Genomic DNA, 24,597 nt, shown 5'->3' with positions numbered 1-24,597 from the left:
ATCGTGCCGCTGTCGCAGGCCTTCTACGCGCCGCCCTTCCTCGACATGCACAACCGCATGAAGGAGACGCTCGTGCTGCTGGGCCGGCTGGATAAATCAGTCGTGCGGCCGCCGCTGATGAAGCTGCCGGAGGCCGAGATCGCGCGGATCGGCGCCGCGCTGCGGCGGGCCGGGATAGCCCGCGAGGGCGCGCTGCCCCTGGCGGCCTGACGGGCCAGGCGAGCGGCGCCCCGCGGGGAAGCGCCGATTCGCCCTACTTCGTGCCTGCGGTGACGAAATTGCGCAGTTCCGGCGTCTGCGGGTTGGCAAAGAGGTCCTGCGATGGGCCGCTCTCCCAGATCTTGCCCTGATGCATGAAGACGGTCGTGCTCGCGACGTTGCGGGCGAAGTTCATCTCATGGGTGACGAGCAGCATGGTCATGCCGTCCTTCGCCAGCTTCTCCATGACGAGAAGCACCTCGCCGGTCAGCTCGGGGTCGAGCGCCGAGGTGACCTCGTCGAAGAGCATGACCTTCGGCCGCATCGCCAGGGAGCGGGCGATGGCGACGCGCTGCTGCTGGCCGCCCGACAGGTTGTCCGGGTAGCTGTCGAACTTCTCCGACAGGCCGACCTGGGCCAGAACCTCGCGGGCGAGCTCCGCCGCCTTGTCCTGCGGCACGTTCTGGGTGATGCGAGGCGAGAGCATGATGTTCTGCCCGACCGTCAGATGCGGGAAGAGGTTGTAGCTCTGGAAGACGATGCCGACGTCCTTGCGCAGCTCGCGCAGCTTCTTCGGATCCTGGTCGACGGCATGGCCGGCGACCTCGATGCGGCCGGCGTTGATCGCCTCGAGGCCGTTGATGCAGCGCAGCAGCGTGCTCTTGCCCGAGCCCGAGCGGCCGATGAGCGCGACGACCTGGCCGCTCTCGACGTTGAGCGAGACGCCCTTCAGGACCTCGAGGTCGCCGAAGCGCTTGTGGACGTCGTCAATGAGAACGGCTGGCATTCATCACCTTTTCGAGATGGCGGCTGAGCCGGGACAGCGGGAAACAGATCGCGAAATAGATCACCGCCACCAGCGAGAAGACCTGGAAGGCCTGGAAGGTCGCGTTGTTGACGAGCTGCCCCGCGCGGGAAAGCTCGACGAAGCCGACGACCGAGACGATCGAGGTGTTCTTGACCAATTGAACGAGGAACCCGACCGTCGGCGGCAGCGAAATGCGCACCGCCTGAGGCAGGATGACATAGCGATAGGTCTGTGCCGGCGAATGGGCGAGCGAGGCCGAGGCCTCCCATTGCTGGAACGGCACGGACTGGATCGAGCCGCGCCAGATCTCGGCGAGATAGGCCGAGACGTAGACGGCGAGCGAAGCCGAGGCCGCGAAGAAGGGCGGCAGCTCGATGCCGATGATCGAGAGCCCGTAATAGCTCATGAACAGGACCATGAGCACGGGAATGGACTGGATCACCAGGATGTAGACGGAGGCGACATTGCGGATCAGCGCGATCCGCGACAGGCGCATGATCGCCAGCGCGCCGCCCATGACGCCGCCGATGGCGAACGCAATCACGGTGAGCAGCAGGGTCCAGCCCGCCGCCCGGAAGATGAACATGGCTTCTGGCCAACCGAAGGTCTGCATCAGGCCGCCTCCGCCTTGGCATCGAGCCGGGCGAGGCCCGAAACCTGCGGGAAGAGCCTGCGGCCGAGCCAGAGCAGGAACACCTTCAGCGAGAGCGCCATCACCAGATAGACGCCGGTGACGATGATGTAGGTCTCGAACGAGCGGAAGGTGCGCTGTTCGACCAGCGCGGCGGCGCCCGAGAGCTCCTGCACCGAGATGAAGGAGCAGATGCTGGAGGCCAGCATCATCAGCACGAACTGGCTCGACAAGGCCGGCCAAACCCGCGCGAAGGCCGGTTGCAGCATGACGTACTGGAAGACCTGGCGGCGGGAGAGGGCCAGAGAGAGCCCCGCTTCGAGCTGGGATTTGTGGATGGAATCGATGCCAGCCCGGATGATCTCGGTCGCATAGGCGCCGAGATTGAGCGTCATCGTCAGCAGGGCCGCCTCGACGCCCGACATGCGGATGCCGAGCAGGGGCAGGCCGAAGAAGATCATGAACAGCTGGATCAGGAAGGGCGTGTTGCGCATCAACTCGACATAGGCGTCGACGACGATGCCGGCCCAGCGGCCTGCCAGCGTGCGCAGCGCCACCAGCAGGACGGCGAGCGTGCAGCCGAGCACGATCGCGGCGGCCGAGAGCCAGATCGTCAGCCAGATGCCGCTGATGATCAGGTCGGATTCGGCAAGGACAGGGTCGAACTGCAAGGAGGTCTCCTCCCCTCTTCAGGGCTGCGCCGGGCACGGGGCGCCGGGTACCGGCGCGACCCGCGGGTCATGAAAAGGCCGGCGCGGACATGTCCGTGCCGGCCCGGTGCAGGGATCAGAAGGTGGGCAGCGTCGGCAGCGGGCCGCCGACCCACTTCTCGGAGATCGCGTTCAGCTCGCCGTTCTGCTTGATGTAGTAGATCACGTTGTTGAGCCACTGCTTCAACTCGTAGGCGTCCTTGCGGACGGTCATCGAGTTCGGCTGCATGCCGAAGAAGAACTTCACCTCGGTCTCGGTCTCGCCACGGGCCTTGATGGCGGCGTTGGCCTGGGCGTCGGGGCCGGCGATGGCGTCGACCTGGCCGGAGAAGAGCGCCTGCATCGTGGTCGAATCGTCCTCGAAGCGCAGGATGGTGAGGTTCAGTTCCTTCTCGCGGTTGACGAATTCGCGCTCGACGCTGGAGCCGCGATTGACGCCGACCTTGCGGCCCTTGAGGTCGGCCCAGGTTTTGATGGGCGTGCCCTTCTTGGCGTAGATGCCCATCTGGAAGGCGCTGTAGGGGATGGTGAACATCACGGCCTTGGCGCGCTCCGGCGTCGGGGCCAGTGTCGCGACCAGGAAGTCGACCTTGTTGGCCTCGAGCGCCGGAATGCGCGACGGCGGGGTGAGCTGGACGACCTCCATCGGCAGACCGATATACTTGGCGACGAGCGCAGCGACGTCGGCGTCATAGCCGATGGCGTTGCCCGTCGAGTCGACCGAGCCATAGGGCGGAGCGCCGATCAGGACGCCGATCCGGACCTTGCCGCGCTTGGTGATGTCGGCCATCGACTGGGCCGAGGCCTGGCCGGCAGCCATCAGGCCGGCGCCGAACGCCAGCAGCGTGCCGGCGATCTTGAGATGCTTCATCAGATTCATGGTGCCGTTTCCTCGTTTTGGCTTGGGGATCAGATCTTGTTGCCCCGGCTTCGTGCGGCCGGTTTGCTCGGCGGTTCGGGTCGCTGAAGCCTCGACGGGGGCTGGCCGCCAGGCCCGCCTACCCTTCACTGCTTCAGGCGCGCCCTTGCCGCACCACGTTGGTGAGCGCGGCGCCGGAGAGGCACCGCCTGATGTTGTCCGCCATGGTCTGCTGCCGGCGCCTGATGGTGCCGCTGGTCCAGCCCGACATGTGCGGTGTCATTAAAACGTTTGAAAGCTCATGGAAAGGCAGTTTGGATGGCAAAATATTAGGCTCTCCGGCGCTCGGGTAGCGATACCAGGTGTCGATGACGGCCCCGCCGATGCGGCGATCGCGCAGCGCCTCGAACAGCGCCGCCTCGTCGATGGTCGGTCCACGGCCGACATTGAGGATCACGGCGTCGGGTTTCATCGCCCCCAGGGCGGCCCTGCCGACGAGGCCGGTGGTGTCGGTGGTCAGCGGCACGGAGACGACCAGCGCATCGACCGAGCCGCAGAAGGCCTCCAGTTCGTCGAGGCCGAAGGCGCGGTCGACGAGGTCGGATGTCGCGACGGGGCTGCGGTTGGCGACATGAACCGTCATCTCGAAGGCCTTGGCGCGCCGGGCGATGGCCTTGCCGATATGGCCGAAGCCGAGCAGGCCGACCGTCTGACCCGCGATCTCGCCATGCACGCGGTCGGGCGAGCCGGCCCAGTAGGCCCAGTCGCCCTGACGGAGCCTGGCATCGGCGTCCGTGAGCGGAATGGCGCGGGCGAGCAACGCGCCCATCACATATTCCGAGATCGCCTGCTCATGACCGAAGCAGTTGCAGAGATGGGCCTGAGGCGGCAACAGCGCGACATCGACGGCGTCATAGCCGGCGCCGGGAACATGAAACAGCAGAAGGTCGCGCGGCATCGGCAGGCCGGCATCGAACTTCACCCCGATGATCGCCTGTGCCGCGGCATAGGCTTTGCGGTCCGCCGTGGCATCCAGCCCGTCGGGCAGGATGCCGATCTCGGCGTCGGGGCCGACGAGATCGGCAAAGCCTCGGCTAAAGGAGGCGGCGTTGTCGCCGTGGAAGATGATGCGCATGGTCGGGCGTTCCGGCTGGTGCGGTGAAATCCGTCAGGTGGCGAGGAGCGGTTCGACGCTGCAGTCGAGCAGCGAGGGATCGAGCCGCGTTTCCATCTCGTCGAACATGCGGTCGACAAAGGCAATCAATGCATCGGAGGCCGTGACCGCCCGCTCGACATGGCGTGTCGCAATCGCGTTGAGCACGGCGAGATGGTGGTCGATGGTGCCGGCGAGCCCCGGCTGGCCGTCGAAATGCGTGTGGTAGATGAAGCCGATGCGGCGAAACAGCGTGTGCAGCGGCCGCAGCGTGTGCTCGAGGAAGGGCTCGCCCGCCGCCGCCAGCACCATCTGGTCGATGCGCCGGTCGAGCGTGTTGAACTCCGCCAGCGTCAGCCCATCGCGGCGCTCGCGCAGCAGGCGCTCCATATGCAGCATCTGGTTGCGGTGAGAGGGGCCGGCGCGCTCCGCCGCCAGGCGAATGACGAAGCGCTCGATGTTACGGCGCAGATGCAGCAGCACCCGCTCGCGAGCGAGGTCGATCGGTGCGATCTGCAGGCCATGGCGCGGGCGGACGACGATGAGCGTGTCGGCGGCGAGACGGTTGACGGCATGGTGGACCGGTGTGCGGCCGAAGCCGGTTGCGGCCTGGAGGTCCAGCATCGTCAGAAAGCGGCCGGGCGGCAGCTCGCAGCGCACCAGCATCTCTTCGATGCGCTGATAGGCGAGTTCGAACAGGTTGACGCGGTTGCGCCGCGCGGGAGGCGCATCGTCTGCCGTCACCAGTCTCGGCCTGTCAGCGTGCTGCGACACCGCGTTTCTCCCTGGGCGAAGCTCGTTTGGCGGCTCCATTGATGATGCAGACTAAACATATTGTGATATTTTACAAGCGCTCCTATGCTGCCGCCATTCTGACTGGTCCGGCGCCTGTCGCGCCGCCCCTGGCAGATGCCATCAACCACAGCGTTCAGCGGCCAGCTGCCGTCGAAGAGCGCGCGCCGCCGGGGAGGCCATTGTGAAGATCACCGCCATCGAGACGCTGCGGACGGAAGAGTTCGCCAATGTGCTGTGGGTGCGCGTCCATACCGATGCCGGCATTATCGGCCTGGGCGAGACCTTCTATGGCGCGGGTGCGGTCGAAGCCCACCTCCACGACACGCTCGCCATGCGGCTGCTCGGCAAGAACCCGCTCCATATCGAAGCGCTGCACAAGGAGATGACCAACCTGCCGATGGCGCAGGCGTCGACGGGCGTCGAGTCGCGGGCCACCTCGGCGGTCGACATCGCGCTGTGGGACGTGTTCGGCAAGGTCTGCGACCAGCCGGTCCATCAGATGCTCGGCGGGCTGTGCCGCGACCGGCAGCGCATCTACAACACCTGCGCCGGCTATGGATATGTCCGCTCGCACAACATCAAGCCGGTCTCGACCTGGAATCTCGGGTTGAGCGAAGGCCCCTATGAGGACCTCGACGGCTTCATGAACCGCGCCGACGCGGTGGCCGAGAGCCTGCTGGAAAGCGGGATCACGGCGATGAAGATCTGGCCCTTCGACCCGGCCGCGATCGAGAACAACGGCCTGTTCATTACCCCCGAGCAGATGCGCAAGGCGTGCGAGCCGTTCGAGAAGATCCGCAAGGCGGTCGGCGACAGAATAGAGATCATGGTCGAGCTACACTCGCTCTGGAATCTGCCGACCGCGATCAAGATCGCCCGTGTGCTCGAGCAGTACGAGCCGAGCTGGTACGAGGATCCGATCCGGATGAACTCGCCGCAGGCGCTCGCCGAGTTCGCCCGTTCGACGACGGTGCCCGTCTGCGCCAGCGAGACGCTGGGTTCGCGCTTCCCCTACAAGGACATGCTCGACCGCGACGCGATGCATATCGTCATGGCCGATCTCTGCTGGACCGGCGGATTGACGGAAGGCCGCAAGATCGCGGCAATGGCGGACACCTATCACCGCCCCTTCGCGCCGCATGACTGCATCGGCCCGGTCGGCTTCATCGCGGCGATCCACGCTTCCTTCAGCCAGCCCAACACGCTGATCCAGGAATCGGTGCGCGCCTTCTATACGGGCTGGTACAAGGAGCTGGTCACGACGATGCCGACGATCGAGAACGGCTATGTCCTGCCGATGGAAGGGCCGGGGCTGGGCGTCGAGCTGCTGCCGGCCGTCTTCGACCGCTCGGACCTCACCGTCCGCCGCTCCAGCCTGTGAGGATGTGACATGACCAATCCCCTCTTCGATCTTTCGGGCAAGACCGCCCTCGTCACCGGCTCCTCGCGTGGGCTCGGCCGCGCCATGGCGGAAGGGCTGGCGGTCGCCGGCGCGCGCATCCTGATCAACGGAACCGACCCGCTGCGAGTGGCCGAGACGGTGTCCCAGTTCCATGCGGCAGGCCATGCGGCGGAGCCGGCGGCCTTCGACGTTACCAACGAGGCGGAGATCGTCGCCGCTTTCCAAACTTTCGATACCGCCGGCATCACGGTCAACATCCTCGTCAACAATGCCGGCATCCAGTTCCGCAAGCCGATGGTCGAGCTCGCCACGGCCGACTGGCAGCGGGTGATCGACACCAACCTGACGTCGGCCTTCATGATCGGCCGTGAGGCGGCCCGGCGCATGATCGCGCGGGGCCACGGCAAGGTGATCAACATCGGCTCGCTGACGAGCGAGCTCGCGCGGGCGACGGTGGCGCCCTATACGGTCGCCAAGGGCGGCATCAAGATGCTGACGCGGGCCATGGCGGCCGAATGGGCGGAGGCCGGCATCCAGGCCAATGCGATCGGGCCGGGCTACATGATCACCGACATGAACCAGGCCTTGATCGACAATCCGAGCTTCGACGCCTGGGTCAAGGGCCGCACGCCGGCGCGCCGCTGGGGCCGGCCGGACGAACTGATCGGCACCGCCGTCTTCCTGGCCTCTTCGGCCTCCGATTACGTCAACGGCCAGATCATCTATGTCGACGGAGGCATGTCGTCGGTGCTCTGAGCATGCCAGGGGACTTGGAACTTTACCCAGCGTGAGGCATTGAAGGCGAGCACCCGCGGCATTGCGCCGCCCGTTTCCTGACGCCCTCGCCGTTCATCGTCGGCGGGCCGCCGTCATCAAAGGCCGCCGAGCGCTCGCCCGCTCGCTCCGTTCCATGTCCGCACCCTCCCTTCGCTTTTTCCTGCGCGAGCAGACGCGGCCGGCCCATGAGCGGCTGGACCGGATGGTCGGGCCGATCGACAGCGCCGAGCGCTACCGCAGCTTTCTCGGCGCCTCCTACGCCCATCGTTCGGCGGTCGAGCGCTATCTGCAGGAAGCGGCCTGGCCGGAACCTTTCGGAGACTGGAAGCCGGCCATCATCGGCCCGCTGATGGCGCGAGACCTTGCCGATCTCGGTCTGCCGCTTCCGGAGGTTCGGCCATTCGACCTGTCAAAAGACATCTCCCGGCTGATCGGCGTCGCCTACGTGCAGGAGGGATCGTCTCTGGGCGCCCGCCTGATCGTGAGGATGGCGGCTGGGCTCGGCTTCGACGGCTCCCATGGCGCGCGCCATCTCGCGGCGCAGGCTCAGGGGTTGTCCAACTGGCAGCATTTCGTCGGGATCATCGACGGCCTCGTCGGCGTTGACCAAGCGGCAGCGGCGGAGGCGGCGTCGCTCGCCTTCGACCACGCGGCTGCCGCGATGAAGGGCAATGGGTTTTCCTGAGATGGCGACCGTCGACCTGACGAATTGCGACCGTGAACCGATTCACGTCCCCGGCAGCATCCAGACCCATGGCTGCCTGCTGGTCTGCGACGAGGGCGCCGTGGTGATACGGCGCCAGTCGGCCAATGCGGCCAGCTTCCTGGGGCTGCCGGAACAGAATCTGGTGGGGCGCAAGCTCGAGGAGGTGCTGGGCGGGACGCCGGTTCATGAACTGCGCAACGCTTTGTCGCGTTCGGGCGAGCCCTCGCGACCGGGGCTGATGCCCAGGGTCACGCTCGCGACGACCTCCCGGACCTTCGACATCAGCGTGCACCGCTTCAAGGGCAACGCGATCGTCGAATTCGAGCTGGCGACGCCGGAGGGACCGGCCTCGCCGCTGGAATTCGCGCGGACGCTGGTGGGGCGGCTCAGCCATGTCCGGACGCCGCGCGAGCTGATCGAAAGCGCCGCCCGGCTGCTGCGCGCGATCCTGCAATATGACCGGGTCATGATCTATCAGTTCGCGGCCGATGGCTCCGGTCAGGTCGTAAGCGAGGCGAAGCGCAGTGACCTCGAAAGCTTCCGCGGGCAACATTTCCCGGCGAGCGACATTCCGCAGCAGGCGCGCCAGCTCTACCTTCTGAATCCCATCCGCCTCGTCTCGGACGCCAGCGGCGCGCGCCATCCGATCGAGCCCGTGCTCGACGAGACCGGCCAGCCGCTCGACATGACCTATTCGCATCTGCGCAGCGTCTCGCCGATCCATTGCGAGTACCTGCGGAACATGGGGGTGGCGGCCTCTATGTCGGTGTCGATCATTGTCGATGGCGCGCTCTGGGGGCTGATCGCCTGTCACCATTACACGCCCCGCGCGATGACGATGAATCAGCGCATCGCCGCCGAGATCTTCGGGGAGTTCTTCGCGCTTCAGCTCGGGATACTGACGCAGAAGCAGAAGCTGGAGGCGGGTGACCGGGCCCGGGGCTTCCTGCAGGATCTGCTCGCCTCCTCGGTCCACACCACCGACCTCGCTGCGTTCCTGCGCTCGCATCTGTCGTCATTCCCGCAACTCGTTCCCTGCGACGGCGTCGGGCTGCTGCTCGACGGGACATGGTCGTCCTGGGGGCGGGTGCCGCCGGCCGATGCCCTCCCCGAGCTCGCAGCCGTCCTCGGCCAGGTCCCGCCCGGCGCCGTTTTCGCGACGAGTTCGGTCTCGGAGGAGATGCCGACAGCCCGCGCCTTCGCCGCCGAGGCGGCGGGCGTGCTGGCGATCCCGCTGTCGCAACTGCCGCGCGATTATCTGCTGCTGTTCCGGCGCGAGCTCGTGCAGACGGTCGAATGGGGCGGCGATCCCAGCAAGACCTACACCTCCGGGCCGCTCGGCGACCGGCTCACGCCCCGCCAGAGCTTCGCCGTCTGGAAACAGACGGTCGAGAACCGCTCTCTGCCCTGGACGCAGGTGGAACTCGACCTGGCCGAATCGGCGCGCGGCGCCTTGATCGAGGTGGTGCTGCGCCAGGGCGAATTGCTGTCGGAGGAGCGGGGGAAGACCGAGGCCCGCCAGAAGATGCTCAATCAGGAGCTCAACCACCGGGTCAAGAACATCCTCTCGGTGATCCGCTCGATCGTCTCCTATCCGGTGCAGGACGAGACCGCGATCCGCACCTATGTGCAGACGATCCAGGGCCGCATCGACGCGCTCTCGCTGGCGCATGACCAGGCGACGCTGGGCGTGGGCGGCGGGGCGCTGCGGGAGCTGTTCGAGGCGGAGCTCGCGCCCTATCTCGGCAATGGCCAGCGCATCGCGATCGCGGGGCCGCCGGCCGCGCTCGAGCCGCGCGCCTTCTCCGTCGTCGCCCTCGTCATCCACGAATTGGCGACCAATGCCGCCAAATATGGCGCGCTTTCGCGCGAGAGCGGGCGGCTGGCGGTCGAGTGGGCGCGCTCGGCGATGGGCGATTGCCTGATCACCTGGCGCGAAAGCGGCGGCCCGCCTGTGTCGCCTCCGGAACGGACCGGCTTCGGCAGCGCACTGGTCTCCCGCAGCATCCCCTTCGATCTCGGCGGGGGCAGCGACATCAGCTTCGAGCCGACGGGGGTCGTCGCAAGGCTGACGATTCCGGCCCGCTTCCTGTCCTGGCCGGCCGCAGCCCAGGCCTCCGAGACCTCGGCGCTCGCGGCGATACCGGAGGGCGGCCCCTCGCCGGTGCAGGGCAAGAGCGTCCTGCTTCTGGAAGATCAGTTCCTGATCGCGATGGATGTCGAGGAGATGCTGCTCTCGATGGGGGCGGCCCGCGTCACCATCTGCGCGAGCGTGGCCGAGGCGGTCGGCCTGCTCGAGCGCGATCCGCCGGACATCGCGGTGCTCGACGTCAATTTGGGGGCGGAGACCTCGGAAGAGGTGGCGCGGCGCCTGGCCGCGGCGAGGCGGCCCTTCGTCTTCGCGACCGGCTACGACGATGGCTCCCGCCTGCCGATCATCGACCATGCGGCGCCCGTCGTCCGCAAGCCTTACTCCGTCGCGACCCTCAGCGCGGCACTGAGGCAGGCGCTGCAGGGCTTGGTCTGAGAGAGCCGGTCGCCCCCATCATCGCAGGGCTCGTTGGCGGGCAGGCCTCGAAACGCAAAAAGCGCCGGGAGGCCCGACGCTTTCGACAGTCTCGAAGGCTTTCATGTCCTGGAGCGGGAGAAGGGATTCGAACCCTCGACCCCAACCTTGGCAAGGTTGTGCTCTACCCCTGAGCTACTCCCGCATCAGGACATCGTCGCGGCGTCTCCGCCGCGGAGGCCGGCTTATTGCCCCAAAGCGGCGCGCAGTGCAAGCGCCTTGTTGCGACCCTGTCATCTTTTTCGAGATGAGCCCAGGAACGCGCCGATCCGGCCATCCGCGGGCGCTTGTGGCGGCGATTGAGGCGGGTTAGGCAGCCCATCAACGCTGTTTCGAGGCCGGGCCCGCCTTCCCATGTCGCAGATTGTCTCCGCCGCACCGCTGACGCCCGAGCAACTCTGCGCGCATCTCAGTGAGCGCGGGATCGCCTATGTGCGCGTCGATCACGAAGCGGTCTTCACGGTGGCCGAATCGCAGGCGCTGCGTGGCACGCTCCCGGGGCTGCATTCCAAGAACCTGTTCGTGAAGGACAAGAAGGGCCGGCTTTTCCTGGTCTCGGCGCGCGAGAATGCCCGCATCGATCTCAAGCGCCTGCACGAGACGATCGGCGCCAGCGGGCGGCTGTCCTTCTGCTCGGCGGAGACGCTGATGGAGAAGCTCGGCGTCACGCCGGGCTCGGTGACTGCGCTCGCCGTCGTCAACGACCGTGCCGGTGCGGTCACGATGGTGCTCGACCGCAACCTCGCCACTGGCGAACCGGTGAACTTCCACCCGCTGATCAACACCGCGACGCTGCGGCTCGCGCTGGACGATCTGCTGGCCTTCCTGCGCGAGACCGGCCACGATCCGCTGATCGTCGATTTGCCGGTTCCCGATGATGGACAGAACGCCTGATCCTCCCCATCTATGGGCCGGGCTGCGGGCGCGGCCGGACTACCCGTTTCAGATATGCGTGCGATGAAGGACGACCCATGCTGGTCAATGGCGACGCGGCCGAACAACCCGGCCTGATCAAGGATACGAGCACCCAGGGCTTCCGGCAGGACGTCATCGCGGAGTCGATGAAGCAGCCGGTGCTGGTCGATTTCTGGGCGCCCTGGTGCGGCCCCTGCAAGCAGCTCACCCCGGTGATCGAGAAGGTCGTCAAGGCGGCTCGCGGCAAGGTGCGGCTCGTCAAGATGAACATCGACGAGTTCCCGGAGATCCCGGGCCAGCTCGGCATCCAGTCGATCCCCGCCGTCATCGCCTTCAAGCAGGGCCAGCCGATCGACGGCTTCATGGGCGCGCAGCCCGAAAGCCAGGTCAAGGCCTTCATCGAGAAACTCGTCGGTGCGATGGGCCCCGGCGAGACCGAGGAGCTGATCGCCGCGGCCAAGGCCGCGAGCGAGGCCGGCGACGCGGCCGGCGCCAGCGAACTCTACGCGCAGGTGCTTGAGCTCGAGCCTGACAATGTCGCCGCGATCGCCGGCCTGGCGAAGCTGCACCTCGATCTCGGCGATCTCGAAGGGGCCACCGGCATCCTCGGCATGGTGCCCGAGGCCAAGGCGGCCGATCCGGCCGTGGCGGCGGTGCGCGCCGCGATCGAGCTGGCGCAGCAGGCCGCGGCGCTGGGGGACACGGCGGAGCTGGAGGCCAGGGTCGCCGCCAATCCAAAGGATCACCAGGCCCGTTTCGATCTCGCACTGGCGCTCAATGCGCGCGATCGGCGCGAGGAGGCGGTCGACCATCTGATGGCCATCATCAGGGCGGACAGAGCCTGGAACGACGACGGTGCGCGCAAGCAGCTGCTGCAGTTCTTCGAGGCCTGGGGGCCGATGGACGAGCACAGTATGGCAGGGCGGCGCAAGCTCTCCACCCTGTTGTTCTCCTGAACGCAAGGAGCGGCCGATGGGCATGAACGCCGTCTATGAGGGCCCGGAGGACTGCCCGGCCGTGGTGCCGGTCTTCCCGCTCGGAGGCGCGCTTTTGCTGCCGCGGGGGCAGATGCCGCTCAACATCTTCGAGCCGCGCTACATCGCCATGATCGACGATGCGATCAGCACGCATCGCGTCGTCGGCATCGTCCAGCCGGAACCCGACAGCAGCCGCCAGGCGGCGACGCCGGGGCTGTTGCAGGTCGGGTGCCTGGGCCGCATCACGCAGTTCGCCGAGACCGGCGACGACCGCTACATCCTGACGCTGACGGGCATCGCGCGCTTCCGCATCGCCGAGGAGCTGTCGGTGACGACGCCCTATCGCCAGTGCCGCGTCGCCTATGACGATTATCTGATCGACTTCACGGCCCGGGCCGGCGAGGACGCTGTCGACCGCAATGCCCTGCTCAAGGCGCTGCGTGCCTTCGCCAAGGCGAGCGAGCTCAAGATCGACTGGAAGGGCGTCAACGAAGCCCCCAATGAGGCGCTGGTCAACGCGCTCTCGATGATGTGCCCCTTCGGACCGCGCGAGAAGCAGGCCCTGCTGGAGGCGCCGACCCTCAAGGAGCGCGCCGAGGTGCTGGTCGCGATCACCGAGATCGAGCTGGCCCGCAGCGGCGGCGATCCCGAGACGACGCTGCAGTGATGCGGGTTTCCGCCGTCCTCATCCTGAGGAGCCGCGGAGCGGCGTCTCGAAGGATGGTCCAGGAGGTTCCCGACGCCGCTGGAGCATCCTTCGAGACGCAAGGCTTGCGCCTTGCTCCTCAGGATGAGGGCTGAGCGGTGCAACCTCCATCGTATCCACCCCGCCGCGCCGTCACGGCCTGGCTGTTCTTCGACTGGGCGGCGCAGCCCTTCTTCACGCTGATCACGACCTTCGTCTTCGCGCCCTTCTTTGCCGCGGCGCTCGCCGCCGATCCGGCGCAGGGGCAGGCCCTGTGGGGCTATGCGACGGGCTTCGCCGGCCTGTGCATCGCGCTGCTCTCGCCGCTGCTGGGCGGCATCGCCGACCGGACCGGGCCACGCAAGCCCTGGATCGCGGTATTCGGCGCGATGCTGGTGCTGGGCTCGGGCGCGCTCTGGTTCGCGGTGCCGGGATCGCCCTGGGCGGTGCCGATCGCGCTGTCGGGCTTCGTGCTGGCGACGATCGGGGCCGAGTTCGCGACCACTTTCAACAATGCGATGATGACGCGGCTGGTGCCGCCGGAGCGGCTGGGTTGGCTCTCGGGCACGGGCTGGGCGATCGGCTATCTCGGCGGGCTGATCTCGCTCGCGCTGACGCTGGCCCTGCTGGCGGCCGATCCGCTCACCGGCAAGACGCTGGCGGGGCTGACACCGATCCTCGGGCTGGATGCCGCGGCGCGCGAGGGCGACCGTTTCTCCGGCCCGCTGACGGCGCTCTGGTTCGTCGTCTTCGTCGCGCCGATGTTCCTGCTGACGCCGGATACGACGCGCACCGGCATGCGCCTGTCGGAAGCCGCGAAGGGCGGCGTCGGGCGGCTGATGGCGACGCTGCGCGAGCTGCCGCGGCTGCCCTCGCTCGGGCGCTTCCTGCTCGCCAACATGGTCTATCAGGATGCGCTGGTGGCGCTCTTCGCCTTTGGGGGCATCTATGCCGCCGGCGTCTTCGGCTGGCAGACGATCGAGATCGGCGTGTTCGGCATCCTGCTCACGGTGACGGGTACGTTCGGTGCCTGGATCGGCGGCCGGGTCGACGACGCGATCGGCGGCAAGACGGTGGTCCTGGGCTCGATCGGCTGCCTGTTGCTCGCCTGCCTCGGCATCCTGTCGCTGGCGCCCGACCGCATCCTGTTCGTCATCGAGGCCGCACCGGCGACGCCCGGCGACGGGTTGTTCGGCTCGCTGCCGGAGAAGGTCTATCTGGGGTTGGGCCTGCTGATCGGGCTGGTCGCCGGGCCGCTGCAGGCCTCCTCGCGCAGCCTGATGGCGCGGCTCGCGCCGCCGGAGCGCGTCGGCGAGTTCTTCGGGCTGTTTGCGCTGTCGGGGAAGGTGACGTCGTTTCTGGGGCCGACGCTGGTGGCGCTGGCGACGACGGTCTTCGCCAGCCAGCGGGCGGGGCTTGCCGTGCTGATCCTGTTCTTCCTGACAGGGGGAGCGCTGCTCGCGGGGGTGGCGGTGAAGCGGGCGCCGTAGACGGGTGTCATTCCGGGGTGGCCCGACGGGCCGAACCCGGAACCCATGACTGGGTGCAACGCCACCCGCGAGTGGCTGAGCCGCATACCCAGTCGTGGGTTCCGGGTTCAGGCGCTTTGCGCCTGCCCCGGAATGACAGAGCTCACCGAACCAGAATGTTCCGGAACTGCCAGGGATCGCTCTCGTCGATATCCTCCGGGAAGAGCCCGGGGCGACCGTCGAGCGGGGTCCAGTCGGTGTAGTATCCCTTCACCGGACCGAGATAGGGCATCTGGATTTCGAGGCAGCGGTCGAGATCCATCTCCTCGACCTCGACGATGCCGGCCTTCGGATTTTCCAGCGCCCAGACCATGCCGGCGAGCACGGCCGAGGTCACCTGCAGTCCCGTCGCGGTCTGGTAGGGGGCGAGCTTGCGGGTCTCCTCGGTCGAAAGCTGCGAGCCGAACCAGTAGGCGCCCTTCTCGTGGCCGTAGAGCAGCACGCCGAGCTCGTCGATGCCGTCGATGACCTCCTCCTCGTCGAGGATGTGGTGCTCCTCCTGTGGGCGGCCGGCATTGCCGAACATCTCGTGCAGGGAGAGCACCGCGTCATTGGCGGGGTGATAGGCGTAGTGGCAGGTCGGGCGATAGATGGCCTTGCCGCTGTCGTCGCGCACCGTGAAATAGTCGGCGATCGAGATCGACTCGTTATGAGTCACCAGGAAGCCGTATTGCGGCCCCGGCGTCGGGCACCAGCTGCGGACCTTGGTCTCGGCGCCGGGCTGCATCAGGTAGATCGCCGCCTGCGAGCCGGTCTCGTGGGTGCGGGCGTTCTCGGGCATCCACTTCTCATGGGTGCCCCAGCCGAGTTCGGCCGGCTGGACGCCCTCCGAGATGAAGCCCTCGACCGACCAGGTGTTGACGAAGACGCCTGGAGGCTTGGGGTTCTTCGAGCGCTGGGTGTCGCGCTCGGCGATGTGGATGCCCTTGACGCCGACCTGCTTCATCAGCCCGGCCCATTCCTCGCGGGTGGTCGGCTGCGGCACGTTCAGGCGCATGTCGGCGGCGATGTTGAGCAGGCCCTTCTTGGCGAGCCAGGAGGCCATGCCGGGATTGGCGCCGCAGCAGGAAACGGCGGTCGTCGAGCCGGGCGGCCGGGCGCGCTTGGCGGCGAGCGTTATCTCGCGCAGGGCGTAGTTCGAGCGCTCGCCCGGGCCCTTGGTCTCGTCGAAATAGAAGCCGAGCCAGGGCTCGTTGACCGTGTCGATGTAGAGCGCGCCGAGGCTGGAGCAGAGCTCCATGATGTCGCGCGAGCCGGTGTCGCAGGAGAGGTTCACGCAGAAGCCCTGGCCGCCGCCGGCGGTCAGCAGGGGGGACAGCATGTCCTTGTAGTTCTCGAGCGTCACGGCTTCGTGGATGAAGCGGATGCCCCGCTCGTCGAGGAGGTGGCGGTTCTGGTCGTCGGGAGCGATGACGACGAAGCGGCTCTTGTCGAACTTCAGGTGGCGTTCGATCAGCGGCAGCGTCCCGCGGCCGATCGAACCGAAGCCGATCATCACGATCGGGCCGGTGATCTCTCCATAGACGGGCCAGGTGCTCATTCTCGGGTTGTCTCCTTTGGGATAAGCGCTGTTTCAAGGGTGGCCGCGCGGAGCCACCCCGGCTCCTAGGGGGGAAGCGTCCCTCAAGTCAAACATCAACCGCACAGGCGGTCGTTGCCGCTCGCTCGCGAAGTCTAGTGGCTGCCGGGATAATCGGCGTCGAGCACGAAGGGGTAGGGGCCGGGCGAGCGCTCGACGAAAGCCGTGTGCGTGACGAAGCCCGCACCCTCGCGAAAGGAATGGAGCAGATAGGCCGGCGGCTCCATGTGGAAGGTCGAGGGGCTCGCCTCCGACAGGTCGAGCGTGACGGCGTGGGTCACGCTCGGGGCGATCTGCGCGATCGTGCCGGCAAAGCGCGTCACGATGGGCCGGTGGTGATGGCCGCAGAGGATGCGCTCGATGTTGGTGTGACGCGCGACGATCGCCGCGAACTCCTCGGCGCCGTCGAGCAGGCGGATCGCATCCATATGGCGGATGCCGCAATCGAAGGGCGGGTGGTGCATGAAGATCGCGACCGGCTTGCCGTCGGCTTCCGACAGCGCCTTGTCGAGGAAGGCCAGCCTCGTCGGGCAGAGCGCGCCGGCGCTCTTGCCGGGCAGCAGCGTGTCGAGGCCGATCAGCCGCATCGGGCCGCAATCTGCGACGAACTGGACGAAGCCGCCGTCGAGGACCTGGCGGGAATCGAGAGTCAGACCCGCGGTCAGCGTCTCGCGGCGGTCATGGTTGCCGGGAACGAGCAGGACCGAGATGCCGAGCCCGTCGAGCATGGTCCGCAGCAGCGCATATTCCTCGGGCAGGCCGCAATCGGTCAAATCGCCGGTGATCACCAGCAGATCGGGCCGGGGCGAGAGCCGCGCCACCACATCGAGCGCGCGCTCGCTCAGCGCATTGGTCTCGGAGACGCGATAGGCGGGCTTGCCGCGCGGGCGGATATGCAGGTCGGTGATCTGGGCGATGAGCATGGATTTTTGGTGCCTAGCAGGATGAAACGCGTACCCCTCCCCCTTGTGGGGAGGGGCTAGGGGTGGGGGGCGGAAAGCCGAAGCGAGCGTTGGGACGATGGTGCGTTGCCGCTGCTGCCATCGCGTTGATGATCGTGCGTCGAACCCGGTCGTTCGCCCCCCCCAGCCCCTCCCCACGAGGGGGAGGGGAGGAGCCCGAGCGGCGAACGTGGATGGCGCGCCTCAGTTCGTCGGCAGCTTCAGCGCGGTCTGCTCGACATAAGGACGCATGATCTCGTCGGCGCCCTTCTGGGCGGCAACGAGGGCCTCCTTCGGCGTCTTCTTGCCCGAGAGCACGGCCGCCAGCTCGTCCTCGATCGCCTTGCGGACGGGGACCGTCTTGTAGGTGGCGAACCACGGCTTGGCGAAGGCGAGCTGGCTGACCGCGATGCCGGCGTCGGGGTTCTTGGCGAGGAACGCCTTCATCTCCGGCATGTCATAGGCGGCCTTGTTGGGCGCGAAATAGCCGGTGGCGCGGCTCCACCAGCCGGACTTCTCAGGCGCTGTCATCCAGTTGATCAGCGTCCAGGCGGCCTTCCTGCGCTCGCCCTCGACGCCGGTCGGGATCACCAGCGAGGCGCCGCCGATCGGCACCTCGTTCTTCACGTTCTTCGGCACGAAGGCGACCTTGTAGGGGAACTTCGCGTTGTTGCGGATATGGGTCAGCGAGCCGGTCGAGAGCAGCATCATCGAGGCCTGGCCGGAGAGGAAGGCCGAGGACACCGCGCCGCCCGCCTGGACGCCGGCCGGATGGACCTTGTGCTTGGAGACGAGGTCGGACCAGAAGGTCAGCGCGCCGAGCATCGAGGGGGTGTCGTAATAGACCTCGCCGCCGTAATCGACATTGAACCACTGGCCGCCATTGGAATGGGTCAGGGCCTGCAGGATCCAGCCGCCGTAGTCATAGTTCGAGGGCATCATCATGCCCCAGCGGGTGACGCGGTCGCCGTCGCGCTTGGTCAGCTTCTTGGCGGTCGCGACCAGTTCTTCCCAGTTCGCCGGCAGCTTGTCGGGATCGAGGCCGGCTTCCTTGAGGTGGTCGGTGTTGACGTAGAGCAGCGGCGTCGAGTTGTGGAAGGGCACGCCGTAGACGTGACGGTCGAGCACGGCATTGCCATGCAGCGCGTCGAAGAACTGGCCCATGAACTGGTCGTTGGTCTTTCCGTCGGCCTTGATCAGGCCGTCCATCGGCTGGATTTCGCCCTCGATCTTGAGGTCGAGCAGAAAGTTCGCGGACATGATCACGGCGGCCGGGGGCTTGCCGGCCTTCATTGCGGCGCGGGTCTTGATCAGCGTCTCGTCATAGGAGCCGGTATAGACCGGGGTGGCCTTGATCGACGGGTTCTTCTCGTTGAACTCCTTGATCATCGCGGCCATGTCGCGGGCGAGCTGGCCGTCGACGGGGACGGGGAAGAACAGCTCGATCTCGGTCGGCGCCTGGGCGAAGGCGGGCGACAGCGCGAAGCTCGCGGCGAGCGCGGCGCCGGCGAGGACGTTGCGTCTTGTGGTCGTCATGGTGGCTTCCTTTACTTGATGCCGGAGGAGACGAAGGAGTTGACGAAGGCGCGCTGGAACAGCGCAAAGGCGATCAGCAGCGGCGCGCTGACCAGCAGGGTTCCCGCCGCGATGACGCCCCAGGCCTGCGCGCCCTCCGCCCCGCGGGTGAAGGAGGCGAGGCCGACGGTCAGCGGGCGCAGATCGGGCGAGTTGATCACCATCAGCGGCCAGAGGAACTCGTTCCAATGGGCGGTGACGGAGACGATCGAGAAGGCGACGAGCGAGGGCTTGGCCAGCGGCAGATAGATGAAGCCGATGCGCTGGAAGACGCTGGCGCCGTCGATCAGGGCGGCGTCCTCGAGCTCGCGCGGGATCGCCCGGAAGGCCTGGCGCATCAGGAAGGTGCCGAAGGCCGAGGCGAAATAGGGCGCCATCACGCCGAGCAGGCTGTCATAGAGGCCGAGCTGCGCGATCGTCGTGAGATTGGGGACGATCAGCACGACCGGCGCGAGCATCAACTGGAGCAGGAACAGGTAGAAGCACAGCGTGCGGCCGGGAAATTCGAGCCGCGCGAAGGCGTAGCCGGCGAGCGTGATGGTGACGATCTGGATGGCGAGAATGCCGAGCGTGATGACGAGCGTGTTCAGGCCGTAGCGCGGGAAATCGGCCGAGGCCCAGGCCTCGCGGAAGTTGGCCAGCATCGGGATGTAGGACGGCACCAGCGACGCCATGCCCGCCCCGATGCTTTCGGGATTGAAGGCCGCGACCAGCATCCAGAGGAAGGGCACCATCCAGAGCGCCGCGATCAGCAGCGTCGCGGCATAGCCGAGCTTCGGGGTGATCTCGCCGGTCGAAACGCCGGTGCTCATGGTGGCGGCGCTCATGCCTCCTTCTCCCCGAAGGAGCGCTCGAGCGTGCGCAGCGAGGAGGCGGTGACGACGAGCAGCAGCGCCAGCATCACCAGCGTGCCGGCGGCGGCGCGGCCGGCATCGTAGTTCTCGACCGCCTGCTGGTAGACATAAAACAGCAGCAGGTTGGTGGAATCCGACGGGCCGCCCTTGGTCAGGACGAAGACATGGTCGACCTGGGTGACGACGTTGAGCAGGCCGATGACCAGCACGAAGCCGATGGTCGGCTTGAGATAGGGCAGGGTGACGTAGCGCAGGCGCTGCCAGGGGCCGGCGCCATCCAGGATCGCTGCCTCATAGGCGTCCGCCGGCACGGCCTGGAGGCCGGCGAGGAAGAACAGCATGTAATAGCCGGCGTTCTTCCAGATCGTCAGCGCCATGATCGACCAGAGCGCGATGTCGGGGTCGCCGAGCCAGTTGGGGCCGGAGATCGCGAGCTTGGCGAGGTGGTAGTCGAGCAGCCCGACATTGGGCAGGAACAGGAACAGGAAGATCGAGGCGGCCGCGACCAGCGGGATTAGGACCGGCAGGAAGAAGAGTGCGCGGAACAGCGCGTTGACCCGGCTCGACCGGGCCAGCGCCATGGCGAAGCCGAGCGCCAGCACGAGGCTCGGGATCACCGTGCCGAGCGCGTAGACGAGGTTGTTGGCCAGCGCCTTGCGGAAGGCGGGATCGGCGAAGAGCTTGAGGAAGTTCTGCGGGCCGACATAGGCCTGCGGCCCGCCGACGCGGACCTGCCCGTGCAGCGACTGCCAGAGAACCTGGACGACCGGCCAATAGGTGAACAGCGCCAGGAACAAGAGCGAGGGCGCTAGCATGGCGAAGGCGAGCAGGGTCGCCCGGCGCGGCCGCCAGCGTGGCGCGCTCCATTCCCTCGCCTTGCCTGCCGTCAAAACCGCCTGCGCCATGAACTCCACCTTCGGGCGGGGTCATGGCGGGCGGTGACGACGGAGCGGCTACAGTCCGATGACGGATGCGTGACGGCCCCGGCGAAACGCCGCGGCCGTCACAGTTATCCTCAGGCGGCGCGGCGTGCGGGCTCCGCGGCCGGCGCGGCCTCGACCAAACGGCCGGTGGCGACGAGGACGCCGCTGGCGCCCGACAGCGCGCCGTCGCGCAGTTCGAGGCCGAGGAAGCGCTCACGCTCGACCGGGCCGGGCATGGCGAGATCGCGGGTGAGATCGCCCGAGAAGCCGAAGCGCTCGTAATAGGCGGCGTCGCCGACGAGCAGCACGGCGCCATGGCCGCGGCAGGCCGCCCGCCAGATCACTTCCCGCATCATGGCGCGGCCGAGGCCCTCGCCCTGCAGCTCGGGCGCGACCGCGAGCGGGCCGAGCAGGAGCGCGGCCTTGCCATCGGCATCGACATTCCAGAGCCGCACGGTCGCGACGACGACGCCGTCGCGCTCCGCGGTCAAGGCGAGGCCTTCAGCCGGCAAACGGCCTTCGCGCAGCCGCTCGCTCGATTTGGCGGTGCGGCGCTCGCCGAGGCAGCGGTCGAGCAGCGCCTCGCGGGCGGGGATGTCGGCAGCGACTTCGTCGCGGATCGTGATCATGACGCACCTCCGGCCGGAGCGCCTGCGCGCAGCAGACCTTCCCGGCGCCGCGCACGAGCGCGGCCACAAGCAACAGGGATGTGTGGAAGAGGGTCCGGCGGGAGCCACGTCCGCCGCGCTTCCTTCTGGAGGCGCGGACGCTCCGCCCGAAACCGCGGGCGGCCTGCCGAACCTGGCAGGGCGCTTCGCCGGACCCGATCTCGCGGGGCGCCTTGCGGCGCCCCGATCACGTCAGATGACGTACTGCTTCAGCGGTGGGAAGCCGTTGAAGGCGACGGCCGAATAGGTCGTCGTATAGGCGCCCGTGCCCTCGATCAGCAGCTTGTCGCCGATCTCGAGGCTGAACGGCAGCATGTACGGGGTCTTCTCGTACATGACGTCGACCGAATCGCAGGTCGGGCCGGCCAGGATGCAGGGCACCGTCGCATCGCCGTCGCGGGCGCTGCGGATCGGGTAGCGGATCGCCTCGTCCATAGTCTCGGCGAGACCGTTGAACTTGCCGATGTCGAGATAGACCCAGGCGACCTGATCGTCCTTGGCCTTCTTCGAGATCAGGACGACCTCGGTCTCGATCAGGCCGGCATTGCCGACCATGCCGCGACCCGGCTCAATGATCGTCTCCGGGAGCTGGTTGCCGAAATGCTTCGACAGCGCCTGGAAGATCGCATCGCCATAGGACGGCACGCCCGGGATCGGCTTCAGGTAGCGCGCCGGGAAGCCGCCGCCGAGATTGACCATCGACAGCGAGAGACCACGGATGGCGCACTCCTTGAACACCGCGGAGGCCGAGGCCAAAGCGGAATCCCAGGCGTTCACATTCGCCTGCTGCGAGCCGACATGGAACGAGATGCCATAGGCGGCCAAGCCGAGACGATGGCCGTGCTCGAGCACGTCCGCGGCCATTTCGGGCACGCAGCCGAACTTGCGCGAGAGCGGCCAATCGGCGCCGGCGCCGTCGCAGAGGATGCGGCAGAAGATGCGCACATCCTTCGCGCCGGTGGCGTTTGCCGAACGGGCGACCTTTTCGACCTCGGCCGTGCAGTCGACGGCGAAGAGGCGCACGCCGAGCTCCATGGCGCGGGCGACGTCGCGCTCCTTCTTGATGGTGTTGCCGAAGGAGATGCGATCCGCCTTAGCGCCGGCCGCGAGAGCCATCTCGATCTCGACGACCGAGGCGCAATCGAAGCAGGAGCCGAGCTTGGCCAGCAGCGCCAGCACTTCCGGCGCAGGATTGGCCTTCACGGCGTAGAAGACGCGCGTGTCGGGGAGAGCCCGGGAGAAGGCATGGTAGTTCTCACGCACGACATCGAGATCGATGACGACGCAGGGCCCATCCTCACGGCGGGTACGAAGGAACTCACGGATGCGCTCGGTCATGAGACGCGTCTCCCTCCGGCGCAAGCGGCGCCGATGCGACATGAAGCCGGCTTGAGTCGATCGGGCGATCGGCGACGCGTTGGAAACGCCGCACATCACCGAACGAAACGTCCGGACCCTGGTAACCGTCGCTTGGGGAGACCCCGCACGCCCGGCAATGAAGGACAAGCCTCTTCGGTGCTGGTCTTTGGAGGACCAGCGAGACCAAAAAAAGCCCGTTCCGTCGTTGCTTTAAGCTGCGTCCCCCGTGGAGATTCGGGGTTCGCCGGTTTCGCCTCCGGCTGCCAGTCGCTGTTCGGTGACAGTTCCCCGGAGAAGGGAACCGGGAGCGTGATTTGAGGGGATATCCATCCCCCTCCATCCGTCTCCAACACCTGGCGGCTGTCCGGCCTCTTGTCCGGATGCCCACCGACCGGCACGCGGCCACAGGCACGTGCGAATTGGGTAGAGGGCATATACGGATGATGGACCCCGGCTACAAGAGGTTTTTACATCGGGGGCTCAAAATTGCGCCAGCACCCGGTGATGTGTATGATTGGCTTCGTCCATACACATGAGGCTGGCGATGAGGACCAATATCGACATCGACGACGCGCTCCTCAAGGAGGCGATGGAGGTGACCGAACTTTCCACCAAGAAGGCGGTCGTTGAGGAAGCGCTACGCCGCCTTGTCGATAACCATCGTCGACGCCGGGCCTTCGACGAGTTGAAAGGAATGGGATGGGAAGGGGATCTCGACGAGATGCGGATGGGACGCGATGTCGAGCTCTTGCCTTGATCCTTGCCGATAGCTCCGTCTGGATCGCTCATCTCAAGGGCCAGGAGAGTCCGTCCGTCGCCAAGCTCGATGCGCTGATCGAGACGCCGGATCTCCTGCTTGGCGATCTGGTCTTGCTCGAGTTGTTGCAGGGCGCGCGCGATGACAGGCATGCCTCTGCCATCGACCTGCGAGTGCGTCGCTTTCCACTGGTGCAGATGTTCGATCCTCAAATCGCGCGTGCGGCAGCTCGCAACTATCGCGAGCTCCGTAGGCTCGGTGTGACCGTGCGCAAGACGGCGGATCTGATCATCGCCACTTTCTGCATAGAGCACGGCCACGCCCTACTGCACGCGGATCGGGATTTTGGGCCGTTTGCCGAGCATCTCGGCCTGATGACGGCCTGATCGCTAGCTAGTCCCGCGCCTCGCTGAAGCGGATGCGGTTTCCGAAGGGATCGGGCACCTCGAGCAGGCGCCCGCCAGGAGCGTTTTCCTGGATGCCGGGCTTGGAACAGGCGTAGTCCCTGCCGATCAGTTCGGCGCGCAGGGCCTCTACGCCCTTCATCCTCACGAAGACCGTCGCGCCCGGGCTGGCATCGCCATGGTGCTCGGACAGATGCAGGGTCAGGCCGGAGCGCGAGACCTGCATGTAGATCGGGAAATTCGGGCCGAAGCGGTGCTCCCAGTCCATCGTGAAGCCGAGGAAGTCGAGGTAGAACTCCCGCGCCTTCTCAAGGTCGAAAATCCGCAGGATCGGAATGCCGGATCCAAGGCCGACGCCGGAGGCGTCGCCCCGAGCCGGGGCCAACTCGTCAAGGTGCTCGCCCAAACGGGCCGCGGCCGTGTTCCAGTCGGCGAGGCCGAACTGGCGCGCCACGACTTCGAGGGTCTCGGAGTGGGAGAGGTCGATCTGCCGGGAGGCCAGCGCCTCGCGCAGGGTCTTCGCCATCAGCTTCGCATCGCTAAAGCTTCGCATCGTCGTGATCCTTCTCGCGGGTGGACGGGACGATCAGGGCTCGCATTGCTGATGGCCGTCCACCGAACGATCGGGACCGGATATCCACGTCGGGATGCATTCACCCAACCCTTACGGGCGCGAGCGGCAGGCTGCATCCGGCCTTGGGCCGACGCTAGCCGGCCCTGCTGCGGACCGTCAACGGCGCGATGTCGACGGGGCGGCGCGCCCGGCTGCTTCCCGGCCCTAGACCGGCCCCATTTCCTCGCCTAAGTCACGGGCGTGCAAGCCTTC

Annotated in this window: 24 protein-coding genes, 1 tRNA gene and 1 pseudogene; 11 read left to right on the top strand and 15 right to left on the bottom strand. The window is 67.0% G+C overall.

Translation table 11 applies throughout. The features are described from left to right. Window positions 1-210 (top strand): annotated as a pseudogene (locus Q8M82_RS22340) (hypothetical protein); the annotation flags it as partial. A 43-nt stretch (window positions 211-253) separates the two neighbouring features. On the opposite strand, the gene Q8M82_RS22335 reads toward Q8M82_RS22340, so the two are convergent. The 6 genes from Q8M82_RS22335 to Q8M82_RS22310 all read right to left on the bottom strand — a co-directional run bounded on the left by Q8M82_RS22335 (window position 254) and on the right by Q8M82_RS22310 (window position 5,133). Beyond that, complete coding sequence (locus Q8M82_RS22335; RefSeq protein WP_305693491.1) at window positions 254-985, bottom strand: amino acid ABC transporter ATP-binding protein; 732 nt, start codon at window positions 983-985, stop codon at window positions 254-256. Beyond that, complete coding sequence (locus Q8M82_RS22330; protein WP_305693490.1) at window positions 966-1,619, bottom strand: amino acid ABC transporter permease; 654 nt, start codon at window positions 1,617-1,619, stop codon at window positions 966-968. Before Q8M82_RS22330 ends, Q8M82_RS22335 begins: the two co-directional genes overlap by 20 nt. After that, entirely contained in the window at window positions 1,619-2,308 is a 690-nt protein-coding gene (locus tag Q8M82_RS22325) for an amino acid ABC transporter permease (protein ID WP_305693489.1), read from the bottom strand. Before Q8M82_RS22325 ends, Q8M82_RS22330 begins: the two co-directional genes overlap by 1 nt. A gap of 115 nt (window positions 2,309-2,423) precedes the next feature. Then, window positions 2,424-3,227 (bottom strand): transporter substrate-binding domain-containing protein, encoded by an 804-nt coding sequence (locus Q8M82_RS22320; protein ID WP_305693488.1) that lies wholly within the window; start codon window positions 3,225-3,227, stop codon window positions 2,424-2,426. 133 nt (window positions 3,228-3,360) lie between these two features. Beyond that, window positions 3,361-4,341, bottom strand: coding sequence for a 2-hydroxyacid dehydrogenase (locus tag Q8M82_RS22315; RefSeq protein WP_305693487.1), 981 nt, complete (start codon window positions 4,339-4,341; stop codon window positions 3,361-3,363). A 33-nt stretch (window positions 4,342-4,374) separates the two neighbouring features. After that, window positions 4,375-5,133: a GntR family transcriptional regulator gene (locus Q8M82_RS22310; protein ID WP_305693486.1), complete on the bottom strand. Its 759-nt coding sequence runs from the start codon at window positions 5,131-5,133 to the stop codon at window positions 4,375-4,377. A gap of 202 nt (window positions 5,134-5,335) precedes the next feature. On the opposite strand from Q8M82_RS22310, the gene Q8M82_RS22305 reads away from it, so the two are divergent. The 4 genes from Q8M82_RS22305 to Q8M82_RS22290 all read left to right on the top strand — a co-directional run bounded on the left by Q8M82_RS22305 (window position 5,336) and on the right by Q8M82_RS22290 (window position 10,566). Continuing rightward, window positions 5,336-6,535 (top strand): mandelate racemase/muconate lactonizing enzyme family protein, encoded by a 1,200-nt coding sequence (locus Q8M82_RS22305; RefSeq protein ID WP_305693485.1) that lies wholly within the window; start codon window positions 5,336-5,338, stop codon window positions 6,533-6,535. A 9-nt stretch (window positions 6,536-6,544) separates the two neighbouring features. Then, complete coding sequence (locus Q8M82_RS22300; RefSeq protein WP_305693484.1) at window positions 6,545-7,312, top strand: SDR family oxidoreductase; 768 nt, start codon at window positions 6,545-6,547, stop codon at window positions 7,310-7,312. Window positions 7,313-7,466: 154 nt separating this feature from the next. Further along, window positions 7,467-8,018, top strand: a complete 552-nt coding sequence (locus Q8M82_RS22295) for a biliverdin-producing heme oxygenase (RefSeq protein ID WP_305693483.1) — start codon at window positions 7,467-7,469, stop codon at window positions 8,016-8,018. Between the two features lies 1 nt (window position 8,019). Further along, window positions 8,020-10,566, top strand: a complete 2,547-nt coding sequence (locus Q8M82_RS22290; protein ID WP_305693482.1) for an HWE histidine kinase domain-containing protein — start codon at window positions 8,020-8,022, stop codon at window positions 10,564-10,566. A 109-nt stretch (window positions 10,567-10,675) separates the two neighbouring features. On the opposite strand, the gene Q8M82_RS22285 is transcribed toward Q8M82_RS22290, so the two are convergent. Beyond that, window positions 10,676-10,750 (bottom strand) — tRNA-Gly (locus Q8M82_RS22285). A gap of 209 nt (window positions 10,751-10,959) precedes the next feature. Between Q8M82_RS22285 and Q8M82_RS22280 the strand changes: the two genes are divergently transcribed. From Q8M82_RS22280 to Q8M82_RS22265, 4 genes are all read left to right on the top strand, one after another. Further along, window positions 10,960-11,499, top strand: coding sequence for a prolyl-tRNA synthetase associated domain-containing protein (locus Q8M82_RS22280; protein WP_305693481.1), 540 nt, complete (start codon window positions 10,960-10,962; stop codon window positions 11,497-11,499). A gap of 77 nt (window positions 11,500-11,576) precedes the next feature. Beyond that, window positions 11,577-12,476 carry a thioredoxin gene (gene trxA, locus Q8M82_RS22275; RefSeq protein ID WP_305693480.1) on the top strand — a complete coding sequence of 300 codons (900 nt, stop codon included), beginning with the start codon at window positions 11,577-11,579 and terminating at the stop codon, window positions 12,474-12,476. Between the two features lie 16 nt (window positions 12,477-12,492). Beyond that, the gene (locus Q8M82_RS22270; RefSeq protein WP_305693479.1) at window positions 12,493-13,164 is read left to right on the top strand and encodes an LON peptidase substrate-binding domain-containing protein; all 672 of its coding nucleotides are present in this window, start codon (window positions 12,493-12,495) and stop codon (window positions 13,162-13,164) included. Window positions 13,165-13,301: 137 nt separating this feature from the next. Then, complete coding sequence (locus Q8M82_RS22265) at window positions 13,302-14,672, top strand: MFS transporter (RefSeq protein ID WP_305693478.1); 1,371 nt, start codon at window positions 13,302-13,304, stop codon at window positions 14,670-14,672. Window positions 14,673-14,814: 142 nt separating this feature from the next. Here Q8M82_RS22265 and Q8M82_RS22260 read toward each other — a convergent pair whose 3' ends face one another. The 7 genes from Q8M82_RS22260 to Q8M82_RS22230 form a co-directional block, all read right to left on the bottom strand. Beyond that, a complete protein-coding gene (locus Q8M82_RS22260) occupies window positions 14,815-16,251 on the bottom strand; it encodes a homospermidine synthase (protein WP_305693477.1) in 1,437 nt (478 codons plus the stop codon). A 134-nt stretch (window positions 16,252-16,385) separates the two neighbouring features. Beyond that, window positions 16,386-17,213, bottom strand: a complete 828-nt coding sequence (locus tag Q8M82_RS22255; protein ID WP_305693476.1) for a phosphodiesterase — start codon at window positions 17,211-17,213, stop codon at window positions 16,386-16,388. Between the two features lie 222 nt (window positions 17,214-17,435). After that, on the bottom strand, window positions 17,436-18,767 hold the full coding sequence (locus tag Q8M82_RS22250; RefSeq protein WP_305693475.1) for an ABC transporter substrate-binding protein: 1,332 nt from the start codon (window positions 18,765-18,767) through the stop codon (window positions 17,436-17,438). A gap of 11 nt (window positions 18,768-18,778) precedes the next feature. Further along, complete coding sequence (locus tag Q8M82_RS22245) at window positions 18,779-19,633, bottom strand: carbohydrate ABC transporter permease (protein WP_305693474.1); 855 nt, start codon at window positions 19,631-19,633, stop codon at window positions 18,779-18,781. Next, window positions 19,630-20,475, bottom strand: coding sequence for a carbohydrate ABC transporter permease (locus Q8M82_RS22240; RefSeq protein ID WP_305693492.1), 846 nt, complete (start codon window positions 20,473-20,475; stop codon window positions 19,630-19,632). The genes Q8M82_RS22245 and Q8M82_RS22240 overlap by 4 nt, the downstream gene beginning before the upstream one ends. Before the next feature lie 200 nt (window positions 20,476-20,675). Beyond that, the gene (locus tag Q8M82_RS22235; RefSeq protein ID WP_305693473.1) at window positions 20,676-21,212 is read right to left on the bottom strand and encodes a GNAT family N-acetyltransferase; all 537 of its coding nucleotides are present in this window, start codon (window positions 21,210-21,212) and stop codon (window positions 20,676-20,678) included. A 231-nt stretch (window positions 21,213-21,443) separates the two neighbouring features. Beyond that, window positions 21,444-22,589, bottom strand: a complete 1,146-nt coding sequence (locus tag Q8M82_RS22230; RefSeq protein ID WP_305693472.1) for a type III PLP-dependent enzyme — start codon at window positions 22,587-22,589, stop codon at window positions 21,444-21,446. A gap of 565 nt (window positions 22,590-23,154) precedes the next feature. On the opposite strand from Q8M82_RS22230, the gene Q8M82_RS22225 reads away from it, so the two are divergent. Together Q8M82_RS22225 and vapC are read left to right on the top strand one after the other, a co-directional pair. Next, window positions 23,155-23,367 (top strand): type II toxin-antitoxin system VapB family antitoxin, encoded by a 213-nt coding sequence (locus Q8M82_RS22225; RefSeq protein ID WP_305693471.1) that lies wholly within the window; start codon window positions 23,155-23,157, stop codon window positions 23,365-23,367. Continuing rightward, entirely contained in the window at window positions 23,364-23,753 is a 390-nt protein-coding gene (vapC, locus tag Q8M82_RS22220; RefSeq protein WP_305693470.1) for a type II toxin-antitoxin system VapC family toxin, read from the top strand. The genes Q8M82_RS22225 and vapC overlap by 4 nt, the downstream gene beginning before the upstream one ends. Window positions 23,754-23,760: 7 nt before the next feature. On the opposite strand, the gene Q8M82_RS22215 is transcribed toward vapC, so the two are convergent. Continuing rightward, on the bottom strand, window positions 23,761-24,324 hold the full coding sequence (locus Q8M82_RS22215; RefSeq protein WP_305693469.1) for a glyoxalase superfamily protein: 564 nt from the start codon (window positions 24,322-24,324) through the stop codon (window positions 23,761-23,763). Window positions 24,325-24,597: the final 273 nt, after the last annotated feature.

It is taken from the genome of Allobosea sp., assembly GCF_030694325.1.
Lineage (GTDB): Bacteria > Pseudomonadota > Alphaproteobacteria > Rhizobiales > Beijerinckiaceae > Allobosea.
Note: the sequence above shows the minus strand (reverse complement) of the source record. Positions and strands in the feature narration are given on the sequence as shown.